The 22,127-nt window shown below is 41.8% G+C and carries 17 protein-coding genes; 9 read left to right on the top strand and 8 right to left on the bottom strand.

What is annotated here, in order from left to right; all coding sequences use genetic code 11:
• Positions 1 to 80: 80 nt before the first annotated feature.
• From ACYP5M_RS16660 to ACYP5M_RS16650, 3 genes are all read right to left on the bottom strand, one after another.
• Positions 81 to 1,601 carry an aldehyde dehydrogenase family protein gene (locus tag ACYP5M_RS16660; protein ID WP_434168418.1) on the bottom strand — a complete coding sequence of 507 codons (1,521 nt, stop codon included), beginning with the start codon at positions 1,599 to 1,601 and terminating at the stop codon, positions 81 to 83.
• Between the two features lie 216 nt (positions 1,602 to 1,817).
• Complete coding sequence (locus ACYP5M_RS16655) at positions 1,818 to 3,251, bottom strand: aldehyde dehydrogenase family protein (RefSeq protein ID WP_101225038.1); 1,434 nt, start codon at positions 3,249 to 3,251, stop codon at positions 1,818 to 1,820.
• A gap of 18 nt (positions 3,252 to 3,269) precedes the next feature.
• The gene (locus tag ACYP5M_RS16650; protein WP_101224905.1) at positions 3,270 to 4,595 is read right to left on the bottom strand and encodes an aminotransferase family protein; all 1,326 of its coding nucleotides are present in this window, start codon (positions 4,593 to 4,595) and stop codon (positions 3,270 to 3,272) included.
• A gap of 406 nt (positions 4,596 to 5,001) precedes the next feature.
• On the opposite strand from ACYP5M_RS16650, the gene rpoN reads away from it, so the two are divergent.
• The gene (rpoN, locus tag ACYP5M_RS16645) at positions 5,002 to 6,345 is read left to right on the top strand and encodes an RNA polymerase factor sigma-54 (RefSeq protein WP_459735289.1); all 1,344 of its coding nucleotides are present in this window, start codon (positions 5,002 to 5,004) and stop codon (positions 6,343 to 6,345) included.
• A gap of 117 nt (positions 6,346 to 6,462) precedes the next feature.
• Here the strand turns inward: rpoN and bluB are convergent, their stop codons facing one another.
• The 3 genes from bluB to dacB all read right to left on the bottom strand — a co-directional run bounded on the left by bluB (position 6,463) and on the right by dacB (position 9,581).
• Positions 6,463 to 7,104 (bottom strand): 5,6-dimethylbenzimidazole synthase, encoded by a 642-nt coding sequence (gene bluB, locus ACYP5M_RS16640; protein WP_101224907.1) that lies wholly within the window; start codon positions 7,102 to 7,104, stop codon positions 6,463 to 6,465.
• A 91-nt stretch (positions 7,105 to 7,195) separates the two neighbouring features.
• On the bottom strand, positions 7,196 to 7,801 hold the full coding sequence (locus ACYP5M_RS16635; protein WP_459735288.1) for a uridine kinase family protein: 606 nt from the start codon (positions 7,799 to 7,801) through the stop codon (positions 7,196 to 7,198).
• A 289-nt stretch (positions 7,802 to 8,090) separates the two neighbouring features.
• On the bottom strand, positions 8,091 to 9,581 hold the full coding sequence (dacB, locus tag ACYP5M_RS16630; RefSeq protein ID WP_459735287.1) for a D-alanyl-D-alanine carboxypeptidase/D-alanyl-D-alanine endopeptidase: 1,491 nt from the start codon (positions 9,579 to 9,581) through the stop codon (positions 8,091 to 8,093).
• Between the two features lie 234 nt (positions 9,582 to 9,815).
• Between dacB and ACYP5M_RS16625 the strand changes: the two genes are divergently transcribed.
• The 3 genes from ACYP5M_RS16625 (at position 9,816) to ACYP5M_RS16615 (ending at position 13,980) form a co-directional block, all read left to right on the top strand.
• The gene (locus ACYP5M_RS16625; RefSeq protein ID WP_434168415.1) at positions 9,816 to 10,310 is read left to right on the top strand and encodes a PH domain-containing protein; all 495 of its coding nucleotides are present in this window, start codon (positions 9,816 to 9,818) and stop codon (positions 10,308 to 10,310) included.
• The gene (locus ACYP5M_RS16620; protein ID WP_459735286.1) at positions 10,310 to 11,782 is read left to right on the top strand and encodes a PH domain-containing protein; all 1,473 of its coding nucleotides are present in this window, start codon (positions 10,310 to 10,312) and stop codon (positions 11,780 to 11,782) included. Before ACYP5M_RS16625 ends, ACYP5M_RS16620 begins: the two co-directional genes overlap by 1 nt.
• Positions 11,783 to 11,985: 203 nt before the next feature.
• On the top strand, positions 11,986 to 13,980 hold the full coding sequence (locus ACYP5M_RS16615; RefSeq protein WP_459735285.1) for a methyl-accepting chemotaxis protein: 1,995 nt from the start codon (positions 11,986 to 11,988) through the stop codon (positions 13,978 to 13,980).
• Between the two features lie 49 nt (positions 13,981 to 14,029).
• Here the strand turns inward: ACYP5M_RS16615 and ACYP5M_RS16610 are convergent, their stop codons facing one another.
• A complete protein-coding gene (locus tag ACYP5M_RS16610; protein ID WP_241590034.1) occupies positions 14,030 to 14,536 on the bottom strand; it encodes a general stress protein in 507 nt (168 codons plus the stop codon).
• Positions 14,537 to 14,699: 163 nt separating this feature from the next.
• Between ACYP5M_RS16610 and ACYP5M_RS16605 the strand changes: the two genes are divergently transcribed.
• From ACYP5M_RS16605 to ACYP5M_RS16585, 5 genes are all read left to right on the top strand, one after another.
• Complete coding sequence (locus ACYP5M_RS16605) at positions 14,700 to 15,764, top strand: M20 family metallopeptidase (protein ID WP_459735284.1); 1,065 nt, start codon at positions 14,700 to 14,702, stop codon at positions 15,762 to 15,764.
• A gap of 397 nt (positions 15,765 to 16,161) precedes the next feature.
• On the top strand, positions 16,162 to 16,719 hold the full coding sequence (locus ACYP5M_RS16600) for a 3D domain-containing protein (RefSeq protein WP_101224913.1): 558 nt from the start codon (positions 16,162 to 16,164) through the stop codon (positions 16,717 to 16,719).
• Between the two features lie 147 nt (positions 16,720 to 16,866).
• Entirely contained in the window at positions 16,867 to 17,787 is a 921-nt protein-coding gene (locus tag ACYP5M_RS16595; protein ID WP_459735283.1) for a ketopantoate reductase family protein, read from the top strand.
• Positions 17,788 to 18,015: 228 nt separating this feature from the next.
• Positions 18,016 to 19,284: a dicarboxylate/amino acid:cation symporter gene (locus ACYP5M_RS16590; RefSeq protein WP_434168410.1), complete on the top strand. Its 1,269-nt coding sequence runs from the start codon at positions 18,016 to 18,018 to the stop codon at positions 19,282 to 19,284.
• 203 nt (positions 19,285 to 19,487) lie between these two features.
• Positions 19,488 to 20,906, top strand: coding sequence for an NAD-dependent succinate-semialdehyde dehydrogenase (locus ACYP5M_RS16585; protein WP_101224916.1), 1,419 nt, complete (start codon positions 19,488 to 19,490; stop codon positions 20,904 to 20,906).
• A 44-nt stretch (positions 20,907 to 20,950) separates the two neighbouring features.
• Here ACYP5M_RS16585 and ACYP5M_RS16580 read toward each other — a convergent pair whose 3' ends face one another.
• Positions 20,951 to 22,057: an AI-2E family transporter gene (locus ACYP5M_RS16580; RefSeq protein ID WP_101224917.1), complete on the bottom strand. Its 1,107-nt coding sequence runs from the start codon at positions 22,055 to 22,057 to the stop codon at positions 20,951 to 20,953.
• Positions 22,058 to 22,127: the final 70 nt, after the last annotated feature.

Raw genomic sequence — 22,127 nt, 5'->3', positions numbered from 1 at the left:
ATATATCTCCGATTTCAGAAATATATCTGCGATCCACAAAAAAGGCTGTTCCCTAAGGAACAGCCTTTTCGTCAAGCTATTTACTCTTCATCAAACCAGCCTGTTGGCTGGATATCCAAGTTGTTATTGATTTGCTTCACTTCCGTATAAGCTTCGTAACCGAAAGTTCCCAGTTCGCGTCCATTTCCGCTTTGCTTGAACCCTCCCCAAGGAGCTTCGTTATAAGTTGGGTGATATGAGTTAATCCACGTGATGCCTGCACGCACTTTTTTAATGACACGGTATGCTTTTGCGATATCATTCGTGAACACCGCTCCCGCTAAGCCGTATTTCGTATCATTGGCAAGTCGAAGAGCTTCCGCTTCATCCTTGAATTTTTGAACGACAAGTACCGGCCCAAATATTTCTTCCTGCACAATCCGCATGTCCGGTGTCGTATCAACAAAAATAGTAGGTTCGACAAAGTAACCTTTATCCATGCCTTCTTCTTTAATTCGATTTCCACCGACGATTAATTTGGCACCTTCTTCTTTTCCGATTTGGATATACGATAATATTTTGTTCATATGGGCTTCTGAAACGATAGGTCCCATCTGGCTGTTTTCATCAGAACCTGAACCTACTTTGATCTTTTTCGCCTTCGCAGTAAGACTTGCAATGAATTGATCGTAAATGGACTCTTCCAATAGTAAACGGGAGCCTGCTGAGCACACTTGTCCTTGATTACAGAAAATCCCGTATAGAGCATAATCAACGGCAGTCTCAAAGTCAGAGTCCGCAAATACGATATTAGGCGATTTCCCGCCGAGCTCCAATGTCACTTTCTTTAGGTTACCCAGTGAAGCCTCCATGATCTTACGACCTGTTGCCGTTCCTCCTGTAAAGGCTACTTTGTCGATTTCGTCATGTTCGGCAATGGCTTGTCCGACAACTGGACCCGCTCCCAAAACAAGGTTTGCGACACCCTTTGGCAATCCGACCTCATCCATGATTTCAAATAGTTTGACCGCTGTCACCGGAGTGATCTCAGATGGTTTGAATACAACGGAATTTCCTGCTGCAAGCGCCGGAGCCAGTTTCCAGGCTGACATCATTAGAGGGAAATTCCATGGAACGATCTGCCCGCATACACCGATCGGTTCCCTAACGACCATCGCTTGCTGGCCGTCAGGAACCTCAAAAGTCTGACCTGTCGGTTTTGTAGCCAATCCTGCATAATATCTAAAACAGGCTGCAGAATCAGCAATATCAAAACGAGCCTCACGCAGCGGTTTCCCATTATCCAATGTTTCCAACGCAGCTAGTTCTTCAGCTTTTTCTTCTATTTTGTCGGCTATTTTGAATAAAATGCGAGCTCTTTCCACTGCAGGAGTTCCCCACCAACCACCTTCATAGAAAGCATATTTTGCTGCCTCGACCGCTGCATCCACATCTTCCTGTGTTCCTTCCGCAGCTTTGGCAATAACTTCACCTGTAGCCGGATTCAATACATCCCTCTTCTCACCTGAAGTCGAATTCACCCATTCCCCATTGATGAACATCTTTAAGTCCAGTGCTCCCGTTCCTTCTTTTTTCTTGTTATTTTGCAAAGTTTCCTGCATGTAATTTCCTCCTCGGTTTTAAGTTATCTATCTATATATTAGATATGAGCAAGATTCATGCCAGTTTGAAATATTAGGTAACTCACGGTTTTTTGCCCTTTCCTGTCTCATTTAAATTCAGTGCTGAATTAACTATTCATTTTTGCATAACTTATAGGCCAAACTCTTTCAAGATTATAGAAAAAAGAGATGAGCAGCTGCTCACCTCTTTTCTGATTAATTCCGGTTAATAATGACCAATTTCATTTCCGTCATTTCTTCAATTGCATATTTCAGCCCTTCGCGGCCAGTTCCGCTTTTTTTGACTCCGCCATATGGCATGTTGTCGACACGGTAAGTTGGGATATCATTAATGATAACACCGCCGACTTCCAATTTTTCTGCGGCAGAAAGAGCCAGATTGATATTTTCTGTGTAAATCCCGGCCTGCAATCCGAATTCGGAATCATTGACCAAGTCAATCGCTTCCTCAACGGAAGAAACCTTATTGATCAAAACAATTGGAGCGAAGACTTCCTGACAAGATACCTTTAGCATTGCATCCACTTCCAGCAACACAGTTGGATGCAGGATATTTCCTTCAGATTTGCCTCCTGCTGCAACAATCGCACCGTGTTGTTTAGCTTCAGCGATCCAATCCAGGCTTCGCTGTACATCGCCAGCGCTGATCAATGCCGAAATATCCACCGACGGGTCCAAAGAATCTCCAAGTTTCAAGCCATTCGTTGCTTCTGTGAATTTTTTGACGAACTCATCATATACCTCTTCATGAACATATGCACGCTGTAAGGAAATACAGACCTGCCCTTGAAAAGCGAATGCTGCGGATACACAGCGTTGGATGATTTTATCGATATTGATCCCTTTATCAACGATGACAGCCGCATTCGAACCTAGTTCAAGACTCACTTTCTTTAACCCGGCCTTATTGCGGATCCCGATTCCGACAGCCGGACTTCCTGTAAACGAAATGCTCTTTACCCGTGAATCTGTGACTAATTTATCACCGATTACCGAGCCGCTTCCGGTAACTAAATTAAACGCACCTGCCGGCAAATCCGTTTCAGCTAATAGTTCAGCAAGAAATAGCGAAGATAGCGGTGTTTGGCTCGCAGGTTTCAGGACAAGTGTATTTCCGGCAGCAATCGCCGGGCCTACTTTATGGGCAACCAGGTTCATCGGAAAATTAAAAGGCGTAATCGCACCTACGACACCTAGAGGCTCACGGACTGTGTATCCTATTCTTCCTTCTCCGTCAGCTGTAGCATCCATCGTCAATGTTTCTCCATGAATCCGTTTTGCTTCCTCTGCTGCAAATTTATATGTGGCAATCGTCCGGGATACTTCAACCATTGCCGTTTTAATCGGTTTCGCTGCCTCTTTAGCAATTATTTCAGCTGCCTCATCTTTGCGGCTTTCCAAAAGGCTCGCAAGCTTTTCAAGTATGGCAGCACGTTTATGACTAGGTAAAGCTGCCATTGATTTTCTAGCTTGATAGGCTGATTCTATTGCCAACTCGACATCTTCAAGGCTTGCCGAAGGAATCTCCGCTAGAACTTCCCCGCTATAGGGAGACTTTAGTGTCGTGAAATTTTCAGCTTCTTGCCATTTACCATTAATGAATAATTTCTTTTTCAGCGTTTCCGTCATGACCATCACTTTCACCTCTTATAAAATTTCTTTTTCGACAGCAGTAAATGTCTCATCAAGGATTTCAATTATTCTTTCGACTTCCGATTTAGTAATGATTAAAGGAGGTGCGAATACGAGTGTATCTTGATCAAACGTAACAGACCGGCAAATCAAACCATTCTTCGCCGCTTCAGCAACCAACCTTGGAGCAAGCTGAGTCTCAAAGCCTTCGCCTGTTTGTTTGTCCTTTACGATGGAGATGCCTCCAATTAATCCAAGTGCCCTGACATCACCAATAATCGGATGTTTGCTTTGAAGCTTCTTAAAGCCGGCAAGCAACTCTTCACCACGCTGTTTCGAGTTTTCTATCAGGTTTTCACGTTCAATTATTTCAATATTTTTCAAAGCAACCGCACAAGCCATAGGATGGCCACTGTATGTGTAGCCGTGTAAAAGCGTGCCTTTTGAAAGGGCAATGAAATCCTGATGCATCTTATCATTCAGGACGACCCCGCCTAACTGTGCATATCCGCTTGTCACACCTTTTGCAAAGCACATCATATCAGGTACAACACCAAAGTGTTCAATCCCAAAATAAGTCCCTGTTCTTCCGAAACCTGTAATGACTTCATCCGTCACCATTAAAATGCCGTATTCATTACAAATCTCCCTTACTTCTTTAAAATAGCCTTCAGGAGGAAGGTTCACGCCGCCGGCCCCTTGAATCGGTTCAGCGATAAATGCCGCAATCGTTTCCGGTCCTTCCTGTTCTATGACCTTACGCAACTCCTCAATGGAAGAACCGTCCACATGGTAAAAATCCGGTGCGATTGAATTCGTGAAGTCTCGGAACGGCTTCAGGCCAGTCGCACTTGTGGCTCCCATTGCCACTCCATGATAGGATTTCGAGCGGGAAATGATTTTTTGACGGTTAGGCTGCCCTTTCAAAAGCCAGTAATGTCGTGCTAGCTTGATTGCCGTATCATTCGACTCCGATCCACCTGAAGTGAAGAAAACTGCATTCAAATCCCCAGGAGCGATGGAAGCGATTTTGGCCGCTAAACGGATTGCCGGCTCATTGCTGAAAGTGGCGAAACTTGAGGTGAAAGCTAACTTCGCCATTTGTTCCTTTGCGACATCAGCCATCTCTTCTTGTCCATGTCCAATATTCACATTCCAAAGTGAAGCCATGCCATCAATGACAGTCCTGCCCGTTACATCCGTAAGATATATTCCCTTTCCTTCCTTAAAGATGAAACTTGGACCATCTGCCTGCTGTTGCTCAATTGACGTAGTCGGATGGATAAAATGCTTTTTATCCAAATCGATTAATTCCTGAATACCCGTAGTCTCTTTAATCATGTAAAAAACACCCTTCTCATGTATGGATTTTTTTCAAGCTAGTTTATTTTTTATATTTATATATATAGATATAGCAAGATGCATGCCAAATTATATGGGCCTTATATTAAAGGTATTCAAGTTAATATGATTCATAAGTGAATCATTAGGAGCGTGTGTTAATTCATATACAAATCATTTGATTCGAATTTGAATCACTCGACTCCCATTCATTAAATTAAATCTTAATTTACACAAATTTTTGAATCCCCCTCTTTATTTTCTAATTGATGTTACAAAACCTGACACAAAATGTTGAATTTTCGGAAGATTTGTATTATTATCATGTTAATATTTTTTCATTCCTTTTGAACCGCTATGTTAATCTAAACGAAAGAAGTTGATATATATGCAGGTAGGATTTGAAATGTATCAAAAACAAACATTGAAATTGTCATTAACACCTGAATTACAGCAATCAATCAATATCCTTCAATATTCCTCCCATGAACTGATAGATTTCCTGAACCGACAGGCTTACGAAAATCCCGTTCTCGAAATTGGCTTTAAAGAACCCCTCGCATCATTTTCTGAATCTAGCATTCATACACATAAAATAAATTCTCAGATACGGTCCTATAAAAGTAAAAGTTTTAACGGAGACAATGATTACAACCCTATCAATAATTATTCAATCAACACAGAAACACTGGAAAGCCATTTACTGGAACAATTGAGTTTACTAAGTTCATTGAAAGCATTTGAAAAGAGAATTCTCCAATTCTTGATTGGGAACTTAAATGAATATGGATTTCTTGAATTGGATGCCAATTGGGCTGCCTCTCATTTTTCCGTGTCCGTGGAAGAAATCGAAAATATGATTCAAGTATTGCAGTCCCTTGACCCCATTGGAGTCGGGGCTAAAGATCTGACCGACTGTTTACTCATTCAGCTGCGTGAGCATGAGGATTACAATGAATTGGCGTATAAGATCGTTAAAAAGCATTTAACGGATTTAGCAGAAAAACGCTACAGGAAAATTGCCGGTCTTTACCAGGTGACCGTTCAGGAAGTACAAGAGGCCTCGGATTTCATCCGTACGTTAAACCCGCGTCCAGTCAGTCACTTTTCCAATGATATGACTCATTACATAGTTCCGGATGTTTACGTGGAAATAGATAAAGAAGGTTTTCTGATAACGGTCAACAATAGCTGCATGCCTAAACTTTCCATCAATCCTTTCTACAAGAACCACGTTGCTATGAATTCAGTTAATCCAGCTAAAGATTATATAAAGGGGCACATAAATGATGCCCAATTACTTTTAAAAGGGCTTGAGCAAAGGCAAATGACACTTTATAAAGTGACAGCATCAATCGTGGACGAACAGCGAGAGTTTTTCATGAAGGGAATTACTGGATTAAAACCTATGACACTGAAAGACATTTCGGAAAAACTTCAGCTTCATGAATCAACGATCAGCAGGGCGACGAGCAATAAATATATCCAGACGCCGCATGGCCTCTTTAAACTAAGGAACTTCTTTACTAGAGGGTTACACCGCGTGAACAGCCAAGCAACCGAATCAACGACCACCATCAAAGAAAAAATAAAGGTATTGATTGCCGATGAAGATAAGATAAGGCCTTTTTCAGATCAGAAACTTTGTCAAATATTCGAAAATGAAGGAACGAAGATCTCCCGTCGTACTATTGCAAAATACCGTGAAGATCTCGGTATACCGGGATCTTCAAAACGGCGCAGGTTTTAACTTAAAAAGACTCTTACAAAAGATGTATCTTTCGTAAGAGTCTTTTATGTCTTCATCACAACCAAAAAGCCCTGAACCAGGGCTTAATAAAAAGTTTTGGAATCTTAATATATCGTTTTATTTATTACCCCATTTATCCTCGAAAATAAGTTCATCCATCGGCCTTCTTTTTTCCCAATTAGCAAGTTCAAGAATGGGCTTATCCGGATATTGATCCGTATAGCCAATCGACAGGAGTGCAACGGGTTCTACATGCGGCGGAATCTCCAAAATATCACGAATATCATTTTTCTTATAAAAGCTTACCCACCCCATTGCCAATCCTTCCGCACAGGCAGCCAGCCACATATTTTGAATTGCGCAGGCTGTGGATAGAATATCGGTTTCCGGAATGGAGTTTCTCCCTAAAACATGGGAGCCGCCCCGTGTCGGGTCGCATGTAACACAAATGGTGTATGGTGCTTCTTTTAACCCTTCCACTTTCAAACTAAGAAACTTATTTTCTTTACCTCCTTCATAATGAATAGCGAGTGCCCTTCTTTCTTTATCCGCTGCCCATGCCAAACTGTTCTTGGTTTCCTGAGACGAAATCACGATGAAACTCCAAGGTTGCATGAATCCTACAGACGGCGCATGATGTGCAGCATCCAAAATTCTCCGGAGTATATCCTTTGCAATTGGCTTTGGCAAAAAACTCCTGATATCCCTACGGTTATAAATGGCTTTATATACGGCAGCTTGTTCTTCATTAGTAAACATAGTTTCCCCCCTGTTTCCGGCTCCCCAGAAATTTATCTAAACATACAATCTATTTTATAGGTAAACCCTTACAATTAAAATATCCCCGGATTCATCTCGTTCCGTCCACAACAAGATTCGCTCTTTCTTGAGGCCTTTGGGCACCCACATAGAGATCTTCATGAACCATCCAATTATCCTCCCACATTTGACGAGCATCTTCACCATCCCGCTCAAGGCCACGTTTCAAACGCTGATCACGTGGACATTCCACCCAAATCGTGAAATCATGGTACCCTGCCAATTCATTACGGATAGAATACGTTCCTTCTATTATGACAAGGCCCCCAGCAGGAACCTCATGCCATTCGGCCATAGTGTCCTTTTCCCAATCATACCTTTGATACCTTCCTTCTCCTCCCTCCGTAAGCGGTTTCAGGATTTGGTTACAAACACGTTCCCAATCATAATCCGCTCCAATCGGCTTTTGGGATGGAGGCAGTTGAACCCTATCCGATGATGGCAAATAAAAGTCATCCATATGTACGACCGCGCTGCCCGGACATTCTGCTTGGATACAGGCAGCGAGTGTACTTTTTCCAGACCCGCCCCGGCCATCTATGGCCAATATATAGAGAGATCGTTCTTTGGAAATTTCATGAATTTTAGTTATAAGACTGCTAATCGTATACGGTCCATTAAGTGTTGGAAAGTTCATAAGCATTCCCCCTATACTACTTATTTCTATTCATCCTCCCTTAAATTCCTTCCTTGAGGGGATAAAATGAAAAAACTAAGATGAAGGTACTGTTATTAGTTTCAAACAAAAAATAGATTTGGTCCATCACTAAAAAAACGTTTAAGGTTCTTCGAACAGAAGTAAGCTGGACAGGTATACTCCTCTTGGATTACAGACGTTTCACTAACAGTCTTGGTATAAAAATGATTAGGCTGAAGCCGACCTTTTTCCCGCATATCCTGAACTTCAACTTAGCTTTCCATGAATATTAATGGCCGCTTTCCAATAGGTTTTCCTGTTCTGCGAGCATTACGGCTATCTTATCCTGAATTGCCGTAATACCTTTTTCTTCGATAAAATTATTCAAGATGATTGAAAATATGATTTTTTCCCCTCTTTTGGTCGTCACATAACCTGATAAGGAGCTCGTTCCTGAAATCGTCCCTGTTTTCGCCCGAACATTCCCGGCTGCAAGTGTCCCTTTCATCCTCTTTCTAAGCGTACCGCCCACCATCCGATTTTCGTTGCCTGCAATCGGTAGAGCATTCAAGTAAGCAGGAAACCACGTTTTTTCCTGAACGGCATACAGCAGCTTCGTTATTTCATTCGCTGGAATCATATTGACTTGGGAAATTCCAGATCCATCACGCATCATGATTGTTTGCATATCTAGACCCATACTCTTCAGCTGATTTTGAGTAACCTTCAAACCATCCTTCCAGCTTCCCTCCCCTTCTGCCTCTTTGCCCATTTCCTTTACCAAAACCTCGGCATGGCTGTTATTGCTCAATTTCATGAAAGGAATAAGCAGCTGTGAAAGCGGCATGGACTGATGAGTGGCAATCATGTCCGCTCCTACTGGCGTTTTCCCTTTTTTCCTTTTTCCCAACACTTTAATTCCATGTTTCTTCATTGATTTTTCAAATAGGCTCAGCGCATATTCTGTGGGATCTTCCACAGAAATCCACTCTTTGGTCACCCCGGCATCTTCCGGAATGGTACCGGTCACCGTAATGACTTGTGTGCCATGAGACCGTTCAACTTCAATTTTGTTATTAGCGTCATCCGATACAGTTTTCGTTTTGTTGATGACCTTCACGTAATCGGTTTCAGGCTCCAGCTTCACCGTTGCCCTCTTCCCAGCCTTTTCCGCTGGGGTCATTTCCACGATGATGGTACCGGTATCGTAATCTTCATTCGGGGAAGCGGTTAAAGCCGAAACGGCTGCACCGTAATATTCCTGTTCATCGCTCCAAACTAAGTCTTGGGAATAACGAACATCATCATACCAAGAATCATCGCCTATAAGATCCCCGTGAACGAACTTAACTTGCCTGTGCTTCAGTGAAGCTGCCAGCTCATCAAAATCCTTTTCCAATAATGTGGGATCTCCTTTTCCCTTCAGATATACATTGCCCTGCAGAACATGGCCAACCTGCACTCCTTTTATGTATAGTTCCGTTTGAAAAACATGATCTTCCCCTAAAGTTTCCAGCGCAGCTGCTGCAGTCAAAAGCTTAAGGTTCGAAGCAGGCCGCAATCTCGTTTGCGACCCCCGTTCATAAATCACTTCCCCCGTTTCAGCTGAACGGATGGAAATTCCCGTCAACGCCCCATCCAGTCCTGGCGAATGCTCCAATATTCTTTGAATTTCCTGCCCTAGGTTTCCATCATCATTCGCAGCCTGCATCGATTCTCCATTAAAAAAACAAATCAAAAACAGGAAGAATATAAAACTCACCTTCCTTTTATACGTCAAACCTATCACTCCCACTCTAGAAACTCACCACTTCTATCTTGTCCATTTTTCGATCATATAAAAAGAAAAGATCCACTAGAAAACTCCTTATTTATACATACTCGGGAAACTGCAGGATTATTCGGCCGCCACTCCATGGTATGCGGCTGCTAATTTCTATACATGTACCTATAATAGGGAACTTTTTTGCAAGATAATCCGTATAAGTATAAAGACATAGTAAGGAGTGAATATATGTATTCCAAGATACAGCCACCAACGAAGAAAATATCCAAAGAATCAGTGAAGGTGTGGCGGATGACCGAAGCCATTACCAATCTCATTATCCTCGCCGTCCTTGGCATCCTATTATTTGTTGATGATTATTTCACTTGGAAAGAATGGATTGGATGGATTTTAAACGGACTTATCGTATTATCTTTTATCCATGCTATCTGGTCCATCTTCATTGAACCGATACTGTTGCAAAAGTATTGGCGTTACGACGTGAACGAAGAATTCATTCAAACAAAGCGTGGAGCCTGGAGTGAAACGCATGAACTCATTCCGATGACGAAGGTTCAATCCGTCAAATTGAACCAAGGACCGTTTTTGCGAAAATACAACCTTTATTCCCTAAGCATCGGAACAATGGGCGACTCTCATGACATACCAGCCATCCCCGAGAAGGAAGCGTATGAATTACGAGATAAAATTGCCCATTTCGCGAAAATTAAGGAAGTGGATTAATGATGGAAGAACAAGCAAAACGATTACACCCTATCAAAATCCCTTTCGAATTTTGGAAATTGCTGAAAGGAAATGTATTTTTCATAATCATGCTTTATGTCTTGAATTTCGGTTCTGAAAAGATGTATATGAAGGTACTCCAAATCAGCTTTCTAGTTTATCTGGTTTGGAAAGTCATTTCTGTCATCCTTAAATGGTATACATACAAATACCAAATCAAAGAAGGTACCTTATATATTACTTCAGGGCTTGTCTCAAAATCGTATCGAACTGTCCCGCTTCATAAGGTTCAGAATGTCCAGCAACGCACGACGTTATTTCATAAGATTTTCAGATTGACCTCTTTAACATTCGAAACGGGGATGACAGGTGATCAGGGTAGTGTACCTTTCGAGATGATTTCCCGAAAAGAGGCCGAACGGCTTGAGGGGGAATATGCTTCAAAACAGGAACTTCCGGTTAACGAAGCGGATATTCCCGAAGAACGAATTGCTGAGGATATGGAACCAGCCAATGAAAAAACGATTCATTTCACGCCAAGCAAACAAGATGTGCTGAAAGCTTCCTTTACATCACTCAGCTTCCTGGCTCTTATCCCGATATTGGCTACTTTATATAATACACTCGATGATTTTATCGATTTGGAGAATGCCGAAGGGTTTCTTGCCAAGTTATTGGATTCATGGTGGATCATTACCATCGTTTTTGCAGGCCTCATATGTGTCGCCGTTGCCTTCGGAATCGTTTCCACATTCGTTAAATATGGAAAATATGAAATTTCATCCGATCATGAGCGCATATATATCAAGAAAGGCGTACTGGACGAATCTGCCTTTTCCATTCGGAAAGAAAAAGTACAAGCAGTCGAAATCACCCAATCAATCATTAAAAGATTGCTAGGGTTGGCAGAAGTGAAACTGATCAGTGCAGGAAGCACCGGTGATGAAGAGCTGGAAACGAACACCCTCTATCCTTTTTTATCAATTGAACGGGCATATGGGATGGTAGAAGAGATTTTACCCGCTTATAAAGTGGAACGATCAATGAAGTCACTATCGAAACAGGCCTTCAAAATCCGAATGCTGCGGCCCAGCTTTTTCTGGATTTTCACAACATTGGCAATCTATTATTTCAACGTCTCCCTATGGTATATCTCACTGATTCTACTCGTTCTCATTTATACATTGAGAATAATGGATTACAAAAATAGCCGTTACTTAATAAATGATGAGTTCATTCAGTTCAAAGCCGGAAGTTTGGAAACATCACTATTCATAACCAAAAGGAGCAAGGTCATTCAAATTGAGGTGGAACGTTCGAAGCTGCAAAAGCTTTTCGGGCTTGCCACAATTGAAACGATCAACCGCTCCAAGCCTGTACACCATACAAAGCTCCAAGATGTATCCGTTGAATACGCAGACGAGTTTTACACATGGTATATGGACAGGACAAAAAATATCCAAGTCGAATAGTAATCATTGAAATGAAAGAGTTGACGACGGCAGTCAACTCTTTTTTTATCCTCTATATCCCACTCCCTTCCCACCTTTGCACTTCATGACAAAATTAATATTGGAATTTTCTAACTTAATCACTTCAAAAACGCGAAAGAAGACCGAAATATCAAATAGAAGCCAAAATTAATTAGAAGTTTATAAGAAGGAGGTTTTTCCAAATGAGAAGACTGACAGACTGGTATTTTAATTCACTAAAAAAACAAATATTGATTCCCTTTTTAGCTTTGATCATGATAAGCGGAATGGTCATTTCTTACATGAGCTATAAAAATAGTATCGAGTTGACGACCCAGGAACTTACCGGAACGACGGAAGAACAAGTCAAGTCAATGAACGATTCTTTCGAGAGCTTCTTTCAAAAAACGGAAAATCAATTGGATAGAATCAGTAAATATCCTATCATGATTTCTTATGATAAGTACCTCGAATCCATAATGGATGAATTTTCTTATACGCAAACCAGTAACTCTGAAATAAATGGTATATATCTCGGCACAGAGAAGGATGGAAAAGCATTTATATTCCCAGAAACTGAATTGCCGGCTGACTACGACCCAAGACAGAGGGATTGGTATCAATCCGCATTAAAACAAAAAAACAAGACCATTTGGACGGAACCTTATACCGATCAGGCTACGAATGAGCTTGTCATTACGGCAGCAAAAGCCATATATGATGATCGTGATGAATTAATAGGCGTGCTCGGTGTCGACATCTCGATCGATACATTGATCACGATGGTCAATAAAACGAAATTCGGCGAAACGGGATATACAGTTTTGCTGGATCAGAAAGGGTCATTCGTTACACATCCAGACAAGAAAAAAATTCAACAGGATATATCAAAGGAAAATATTTTCAAAAAAATGAAAGGTGAATCCGGATCAATGATCGAGGAATTTGAAGGGCAAAGCCGGATCGTCGGATACGCCACAAATCCTACCACTGGATGGAGAATAGCAGGGGTAATGGAGGAAAATGAGGTGAAAGTCCGGGCAAGCCCGATGATAATCGATAATATCATCACACTTTTGATTGTCTTTACCGTCACTGCACTATCTGCCATCTTCATCACCCGTTCTTTAACAAATCCCATTAAAAAGCTGCAGGAATCCATAAGAAAAATGGCTAACGGCGATTTCACATCCAGGAATTCCATTTCCAGAAAAGATGAGATAGGCCAACTTGCAGAAGACACCAGCTTAATGACGAGGAATATGAGTCATATGTTAGGAGTTGTCAACAACCTTTCCGATAAAGTATCGGATTCCTCCATGACGCTAGTGGCTAGTGCCGATGAAAATTCAGCGGCAGCTAACGAGGTGGCCATGACGATGGAACAAATAGCAACCGGTGCCATAGACCAAATCGAAGTCGGGCAGAATAACGAAATGGCCGTAAAGCTATTGGCTGACAAAATCAATGATCTTGAGGCGCAAACGGGCAAAATGGCCACGGAATCCGAAAATATGTTCAAGGCTTCCGAAAACGGAATCACTCAAGTACAAGGCCTGAAACAACAATTCAATGAGACGTCCATGATATCCAATAAGATGAGTACGGCAGTCAAATCATTGGATGCACGATCCAATGATATTAGTGCGATCGTAAAAACCATAAGCGGGATTGCAGGACAAACGAATTTACTCGCCCTGAATGCTGCCATCGAAGCAGCCAGGGCTGGTGAACACGGAAAAGGGTTTGCAGTCGTTGCCGATGAAGTGAAGAAATTGGCCGAACAGACGGAAAACTCACTGAAAGAAATCTCTCAAATCATTCAAGCCATGCAAACCGATACAACCAATACCGTTCATTTGATTGATCAAGTCAATCAAAAAATCCATCTTCAGGATACTTCTGTAACGGATACGGAAAATGCCTTCAGTCACATTGCATCCATCATCGCGAACACATTCAGCAATTTTGACGAAATCAAAAAGATGATGAACGATATGGTAAACGAGGTCACACGGATGGCGGGCAATGCAGAAAAATTAAATTCGATCAGTCAGGAAACTGCAGCGGGAACTGAAGAAGTATCTGCTTCCGTGGAACAAACGAATGCTTCCATGGAACAATTAAATGCCCTGGCTAGTGAATTGGATGCCCTATCCCAGGAAATGCACAAAGAAATAAAGAAATTCACATTCTAATCAAAAAAAGGACGGGTCCTAAGGGATCCGTCCTTTTTTAACTTACGACCTATAGAGTCCTTCTACCGTTCGTTAGCGTTTCATCGGTTTCCGTTATGCCTGAGTAAGAAGAACTGGATTTTCTCGCATCCGAATCGACTAACACAAGCAGCTTGCCACTCTTTACATCCGCTTCATAACGATTCGCCTCGTCTTCAGGTATGCCCATACCGATTAATGTACCGGCCAATCCTCCTGTACCAGCACCTACAGCCGCTCCGGCTAATGTTGCAGCAAGCGGTCCAGCTGCCAGTACCGGTCCGATTCCCGGAATCGCCAACGCTCCCACACCAGCTAATAATCCGGCAGCACCGCCCAAAATACCTCCGGTCGCCGCACCTGCTGCGAGCCCCTCCTCAACTTTTGTACCCGTTTCTTCATTCACTGCATTTAATTCTTCTTTATCTTTAGCTACCACTGAAATATCTTCACGATCATATCCTTGGGCCTGTAATGACTCAACAGCCTTTATGGCTTCTTCTCCAGTTTCATATACACCAATTATACGTTTATCCATATCTATCATCCTCCTTAAAGAATGTAAATTGTCGCTCCCCCTTTACATACCCCAGAGGATGAAAGTGCTAAACGTTAATTAACAGGAAAAAAATTTTGAGTTAACCCTTTCTCAGAAAGGGTATATATAATCATAGTATGCATATTTTTAGGAGGTTTTCTTTTTGCTCATCGAGTTACTTAAAGATTTAGTATCTATCGACAGTTCATCGAAAGAAGGAGCTAACCAAGCAGTTGATTACTGTGCGGACTGGCTTAAAGATCAAGGAATTACCGTGAATGTGATCGTAAATAACGGTTATAAGATGCTTGTAAGCGAGATTGGCAGCGGAGATAAAACCCTAATTTGGAATGGCCATGTCGATGTTGTCAGCGGAACGCCGGATCAGTTTTTCCCTGAGATTCATGAAGGAAACTTATATGGACGCGGGACAGCCGATATGAAAGCTGGAGTTGCAGGGATGATGTGTGCATTTACCGAACTGAAGGATAAGGACTTAGGTTTGAAAATCCAGCTTCAGATCGTATCGGATGAAGAGATTGGCGGGTTGAACTGTTCCGGATATTTAGCGAAACATGGTTATATAGGGGACTTTGTGATTTGTGCTGAACCGACGCAATTGGGTATCGGGCTCCAGGCAAAGGGTGCCCTTCGTATCGATATTGAAGTATCCGGCAAATCCGCACACGGAAGCCGGCCATGGGAAGGCGTGAATGCAATTGAAAAGGCCTATGATCTTTATCAAAAAATAAAGGAACTTCCTTTCACCCGGGAGCATACTCCCCTTTACGCTTCACCTTCACTTAACCTAGCAAAAATAAAAGGTGGGGAGGTCTATAATAAGGTACCGGATGCCTGTTTGCTAAGTCTTGATATTCGCTATCTTCCTACGCAAACAATGGAAGATATCATTGCTCAGATCGAAAGTGTGACAGGAAATAATGTCCACCTTAATATGTACAGTAAACCTGTAAAAACCGAAGAGTCAGACCCATTCATCACTCTGCTCCGTCCGATTATCGAAAGAAACACCAAGCAAGACGCTGTCATTTTTGGACAACATGGCTCCGCAGATACCGTCTTTTTTGCGGCATATGATATCCCAGCGATTGAATTCGGACCAAAAGGTGAGAACTGGCATGGAGATAGGGAATGCGTCAATCTTGAATCGATAGCAGTCTATCAAAAAATGCTTGTCGATTTCGCTTCTGAATTTGTTTTACATTAATCCAAATCATGAAAAAAGCCGGCATCACATAGATGTCGGCTTTTTTCATGTTCCGCATATCCTCTCCTACTAAAATAAACAGCATTCAATCGTCTATTATTACGTTGTTTTTTTACAAAATATACAGGACTTTAAAACCAGGGATTACACGTCCATATATTACCTCATTAAACAGGATACGCCATTACATCAACACTATTTAACAAAAATACGCTTATACTGACATAATAAATAATATATTTACATTTCTTAGATAAGTACTTTTGACCTAGTTTATATTACATTTATTTATCAAGGGAAACCTTTTTGTAACACAATTACTATTCCACCGAAACATTATTGTCATAAAGACCTGTTATTCTAAGTCTACGATTTAAAACAAAGGAGACTATTCATTTTGAAAAAAATACTACTTCCACTATTCACAGCTTTCTTTTTGGTATTTAGTTTTTCCGGAGTTTCATCGGCTGCTACTACTACATACAAAGTTAAAAGCGGCGACACACTATGGGGTATCGCCAATAAACATAATATAACAGTCAATCAACTCAAAAGTTGGAACAACCTGAAAAAAGATAACATCCATCCAAAACAAGTTTTAAAGGTCAAGAAAACATCGACCGCAGCTAAACCTAAAGCTAAAACATCATCATCATCAAAAAAATATAAAACGATCACGGTGAAGGCAACAGCATACACAGCAAACTGCAAAGGCTGCAGCGGGATTACAGCATCGGGTCTTAACTTAAAGAAAAACCCTAACGTAAAAGCAATCTCAGTCGACCCTAAAGTCATTCCACTTGGAACAAAAGTTCATGTAGAAGGATACGGGGATGCCATTGCTGCAGATAAAGGCGGCGCAATCAAAGGTAATAAAATTGACGTCTTCTACTCTTCTCACTCAAAAGCTATCAATTGGGGCAGAAAAACCGTTAAAGTAAAAATCTATAAATAATGATAAGCACCAGCCTGAAACCTTTCAGGCTGTTTTTTTGTTTTTCCCATTCTTGCAAACAACTAAACAACCAGTTACCGTCAAACGGAAAACATTTACCGAAAATTCAGTCAATGTTATGATTAGTATATCTTAATCAAAAGAGAGGTGTGCGCTTTGAATATTGTCATTATAGGGGCAGGGGCACTCGGCTCCTACTTTGGGGGCAGGTTGCAGCAGGCCGGGCAGGATGTTCAATACCTTGTCCGAAAAAACCGCGCTAAACAATTGAAGGAAAACGGGATCAGCTTAACCAGCCCACATGGAAACTACCAATTCAACGACCTTCATATCACAGAGAATGTAAATGATATAGAAAAGGTCGATCTTGTGATTCTCGCTGTAAAAGGCCAGCATCTGCCAGGCACTCTTACAGATTTAAAGGTGCTTGTTGAAAGGGGCGCAAAGGTCCTCCCGCTTTTGAATGGGTTGGAACATGTATCCATTTTACAGGACGAACTGGGCGAAGAAGCCATCTTGGGAGGAAGCGCCTTCATCATAGCAACCCTTGATGAAAAAGGTCATGTCATTCACTCCAATGAAAATCACGATTTAATCTATGGCCCGCTTCATCCGTCACAAAAAAAGGTTTGTGATGAATTCGAACAGGCTACCGGATCAGCTATCATGAAGGCAAGCAGAACGGAAAACATATTGATCAGGATGTGGATCAAATATATGTTCATCACCGCTTTTTCCGGTGTGACAACTGCATCTAACCTCCCTATCGGCACGATACGGAGATTCCCGGAAACCAATGGATTGCTAGAAAAGGTCCTTGTTGAAATGAAGGAGCTTGCAAATGCTTATGACGTCGGTATTACTGTGGAGAATATTGCTCAAGCGTTAGAAAACATGGCAGGTTTACCTGACGAATCCACCTCTTCCATGCACCAGGACCGCCGGAAGGGCCTAACCCTCGAAGTGGAACATTTACAGGGCGGTGCACTGCGCCTTGCCGAAAAGGCCGGTTTGAAACTTCCTGTGATCGGAACCCTATATGCACTCATAAAACCTTTTGAAAATTGATTTTCGCCAATACCGGTGCTCCACCGGTATTTTTTTTTGCAGCTTAGTAATCTATCTATATCCTAATGGCACTTTTAATTCCTCTTCTTCCCTTCAGTTATTAAAAATCCCCAAGACCAAAAAGAACAAAAAGAAAACAATATCACCAAAAGAATATTCTGATTCTTTCTTCTGTTACACTATTACCAAGTTAAGAAAGCGCTATCATATAATAAAGGAGAATGCACCTTGAAAATATTAAAAAATCTAACAGTTCAGGTCATCATCGGTATCATTCTGGGTATAACAGTCGGTTTCTTCTTCCCTGCTTTCGGTGAACAACTGAAGATATTAGCTGATTTATTTATTAAAATGATTAAAATGGTCATTGCACCAATCATCTTCTTAACCGTCGTAATCGGAATTGGCGGTATGGGTGATATGAAAAAGGTTGGCCGCATCGGCGGAAAGGCCCTGCTCTATTTTGAGATCGTTACCACTTTCGCACTTGCCATCGGTATCATCGTAGTCAATCTGCTGGGACCTGGTAAAGGCTTTAACATCGATTCAGTCGAGGGCGGAGATGTATCACAATATACAACAGCCGCTTCCGAAACGGAACATGGAGCCATTGCTTTCATTTCTAATATCATTCCTGATAATGCCGTTGCAGCACTGGCCGGCGGAGACTTACTCCCTATTCTATTCTTTGCCGTATTATTCGGATTATCAATGGCGGCAATGGGACCGAAAGTGCAGCCAGTCGTTTCTTTCTTTCAGCATATTGCCGACATTTTCTTCGGCATAGTAGGTATGATCATGAAAGTTTCTCCATTGGCCGCATTTGGAGCAATGGCTTATACAATCGGTAAGTTTGGCCTTGGTTCTTTAACCTCGTTAGGACAATTAATGGGCAGCGTATATATCACAATGGCACTATTCATCATACTAATCCTTGGCTCGATCGCAAAAATGTACGGCTTTAATATTTTCAAGTTCATTGCCTATATAAAAGAAGAGATCCTCTTAGTTTTAGGAACATCTTCGTCGGAATCCGCCCTGCCAAGCGTGATGAAAAAACTCGAAAAATACGGTTGCTCAAAATCGGTAGTCGGTTTGGTTGTCCCAACAGGTTATTCTTTCAACCTTGATGGCACATCCATCTACTTATCCATGGCTGCAATTTTCATCGCTCAAGCATATGGTGTCGATTTAAGCATCTGGCAGGAATTGACCCTTCTGGGAATCTTGATGTTAACATCCAAAGGTGCTGCTGGTGTAACGGGATCCGGTTTCATTACCCTTGCTGCAACATTAGCTGCCTTCCCAATGATTCCAGTTGAAGGAATGGCATTACTACTAGGAGTCGACCGCTTCATGTCTGAAGCACGTGCCATCACCAACCTAATCGGTAACAGTGTTGCTACAGTGGTCATTTCTAAATCAGAAGGTGAATTCAATCCAAACCAAGCCATCTCAGGTGATATGAATGAAGTGGCCGTCTCATCGGAAAAATAATCGAACACTAATGAAGAGGTGTGTAACTTGCACCTCTTTTTTTTATTGCTCCCTTTCTATCAATTAGCCAATTTTCTATAAATAGCCAATCAAATAAATTTCAGAATCAGTGAAAAGTGTTTATACTTTTATGTAACAGGTAAAAGTATAAAGTTAAAAGTTTTAGTAGTTTGATGGATTTAACCAAATTAGGAGGTTTTATCATGAAGGATTACGGATTATTTATTAACGGTGAGTGGTCGGATTTTGGATTGGATAAAATTGAAGTAAGAAACCCGGCAACGGATGAAATAGTTGCCACCGTTCCTAAAGGCGGTGCAACTGAAGCGGCGAAGGCTGCAGATGCCGCATATGAAGCCTTTACGGGCTGGGCTGCACTCTCAGTCTACGAACGCGCTGAACTGATTTGGAAATGGCATCGATTGATTGATGATAATAAAGAAGAACTGGCAAAAATCATGACTGAAGAGCAAGGCAAGCCCCTTAAAGAGGCTCTTGGTGAGATGACATATGCAAACGGCTTTTTATCTTGGTTTGCCGAAGAAGGAAAACGGGTGTACGGCGAAACGATTCCTGCTTCCGTGTCCAATAAGCGTCTTTTCGTGACTAAACAGCCTGTCGGAGTTGTAGCTGTCATTACGCCTTGGAACTTTCCTGCAGCCATGATTACAAGAAAAGTGGCACCAGCGCTTGCCGTCGGCTGCACAGTCGTCATTAAACCGGCAAACCTGACTCCAATAACAGCTTTAAAAATGGCTGAATTAGCTGAAGAAGCTGGCATTCCAAAAGGTGTCATCAATGTCGTGACAGGAAAATCATCAGAAATCGGTGAAACTTGGCTTCAAGATACGAGGGTTCGTAAATTGACGTTTACCGGTTCTACAGAAGTCGGGAAAACCCTTATGAGGGGCTCGGCTGACACAGTTAAGAAAATCTCGCTTGAACTCGGAGGTCACGCACCAGCAATCGTTCTTGAGGATGCCGACCTTAATAAAGCGGTTGATGGCATCATCAGTTCAAAATTCCGTAACGCAGGACAAACATGCGTCTGTTCAAATCGCATTTATGTCCACGAAGCCATACAAGAAGCCTTCATCGAAAAGCTCGTTGCCAAGGTAAAGGAACTAAAGGTAGGAAACGGACTGGAAGATGGCGTCGATATCGGTCCGCTTATCGATCAAAATGCAGTGGATAAGGTTCAAAAACAAATAGATGAAGCAATCAGCAGCGGTGCTAAGCTCGAAGCTGGCGGTAAATCAATAAGCGGCCTTTTTCTTGAACCAACCGTACTGTCCAACATTGATGACAGCATGCTCTGCATGAAGGAAGAAACATTTGGTCCACTAGCTCCTATAGCCTCCTTTAAGACTGACGAGGAGGCAATCAAGAGGGCAAATGACTCCATCTTCGGTTTGGCAGCTTACGTTTTCACTGAAAATATCACCAAGGGCATCAAATTCACCGAGGCACTTGAATTTGGAATTGTAGGCTTGAACGATGGACTTCCTTCCGTTCCGCAAGCTCCATTTGGCGGATTCAAGCAAAGCGGACTCGGCCGTGAAGGCGGACACCAGGGCATCGAAGAATTCCTGGAAGTAAAATATATTTCCTTAGGTTTGTGACACTAAGAAAACGGGCCCGACTCAATTGAGTCGGGCCCGTTTTTTCATTCCAATATATCTTCTTCAAGCTTTTCCTCTTTTCGGATCCTGATGAATTTAACGATATTCAATACTATCGTTTTAACAACCGAGTAAGTCGGAACGGCCAAAATCATGCCGATGATACCGGCAATGTTTCCGGCCACGAGCAATAGGATGATGATGGTCAGCGGATGCGTGTTCAATTTTTTCCCAATGACTAGCGGTGAAATGAAATTGCCATCCAATTGCTGAATGACCGTTACAACCAGAATGACCAATAATGCCTCTGTCGGTGAATGAATCAATGCCACAATGACAGCAGGAGCGGCTCCGATAAACGGGCCTACATATGGAATGATATTGGTTACTGCACCAATCAGCGCGAATAAGAACGCATAAGGCAAACCAATGATCAAATACCCGATGAACGTTCCGATCCCGACAAACATGCAAACAAGCATCTGCCCTTGTATGTATGTAGTAAGCGTCCCGCCAGTTTCCTGAAGTACTGTTAAAGCTGGTTTTCTATAGCGAACCGGTACGAATTTCATAATGGCGGCCGGAAGCTTATCCCCATCCTTCAACATATAAAACAGGATGAAAGGAACCGTTACGACCACTAAAGTAATATTCGTCACTACGCTGAAAACGGAAGTTAAACTGTTCGTTATATTACTAGGTAAATCAGTCAAATATTTCTGAAGCGAATCCCCTACTTCTTGCAGAGGTACATAATCTTGTTCCACCGTCCATAAAAACCATTTTGACTCCGCTGAATCTTCAATGAACTTCCTTGTTTGATTGAAATAATCCGGAAGGTTATTGATTAAGTCCGTAACCTGTTTGGAAAGTGACGGGCCAACCAAACCGACCAATAAACTAATCAATCCCAGGAAAAATACATAAAGCAATAATATCGCCAATCCCCTAGGCACTCTTCTTTTAACGAGGAAATCAACAGTGGGATTGAACAGGAAATAGAGAAAACCTGAAATCAAGATGGGAAAGAACAATGTCGAGGTAAAAATCACGATTGGTTCAAAAAGAAAAGAAATCTTTGTACCAACATAAAAAAGTAAAGACAAAAGTAATAACTCTAACGTCCAAAAATGCAGTTTTTGCTTGAACAAATAATCTCCTCCACTATAAGCATTCTATATGACTCCTTATTTCTAAGGAAACGAAAAAATTCTATGTATG

The organism is Peribacillus sp. N1, assembly GCF_054600815.1.
The sequence above is the reverse complement of the archived record's forward strand: the minus strand, read 5'-3'. Positions and strand labels throughout refer to the sequence as shown.

What these genes read in the sequence shown, in the direction of transcription:
- ACYP5M_RS16660 (WP_434168418.1), bottom strand. Translation starts at nt 1,601, where the DNA reads ATGCAGGAAACTTTGCAAAATAACAAGAAAAAAGAAGGAACGGGAGCA.
- ACYP5M_RS16655 (WP_101225038.1), bottom strand. Translation starts at nt 3,251, where the DNA reads ATGACGGAAACGCTGAAAAAGAAATTATTCATTAATGGTAAATGGCAA.
- ACYP5M_RS16650 (WP_101224905.1), bottom strand. Translation starts at nt 4,595, where the DNA reads ATGATTAAAGAGACTACGGGTATTCAGGAATTAATCGATTTGGATAAA.
- rpoN (WP_459735289.1), top strand. Translation starts at nt 5,002, where the DNA reads ATGTATCAAAAACAAACATTGAAATTGTCATTAACACCTGAATTACAG.
- bluB (WP_101224907.1), bottom strand. Translation starts at nt 7,104, where the DNA reads ATGTTTACTAATGAAGAACAAGCTGCCGTATATAAAGCCATTTATAAC.
- ACYP5M_RS16635 (WP_459735288.1), bottom strand. Translation starts at nt 7,801, where the DNA reads ATGAACTTTCCAACACTTAATGGACCGTATACGATTAGCAGTCTTATA.
- ACYP5M_RS16625 (WP_434168415.1), top strand. Translation starts at nt 9,816, where the DNA reads ATGTATTCCAAGATACAGCCACCAACGAAGAAAATATCCAAAGAATCA.
- ACYP5M_RS16620 (WP_459735286.1), top strand. Translation starts at nt 10,310, where the DNA reads ATGATGGAAGAACAAGCAAAACGATTACACCCTATCAAAATCCCTTTC.
- ACYP5M_RS16615 (WP_459735285.1), top strand. Translation starts at nt 11,986, where the DNA reads ATGAGAAGACTGACAGACTGGTATTTTAATTCACTAAAAAAACAAATA.
- ACYP5M_RS16610 (WP_241590034.1), bottom strand. Translation starts at nt 14,536, where the DNA reads ATGGATAAACGTATAATTGGTGTATATGAAACTGGAGAAGAAGCCATA.
- ACYP5M_RS16585 (WP_101224916.1), top strand. Translation starts at nt 19,488, where the DNA reads ATGAAGGATTACGGATTATTTATTAACGGTGAGTGGTCGGATTTTGGA.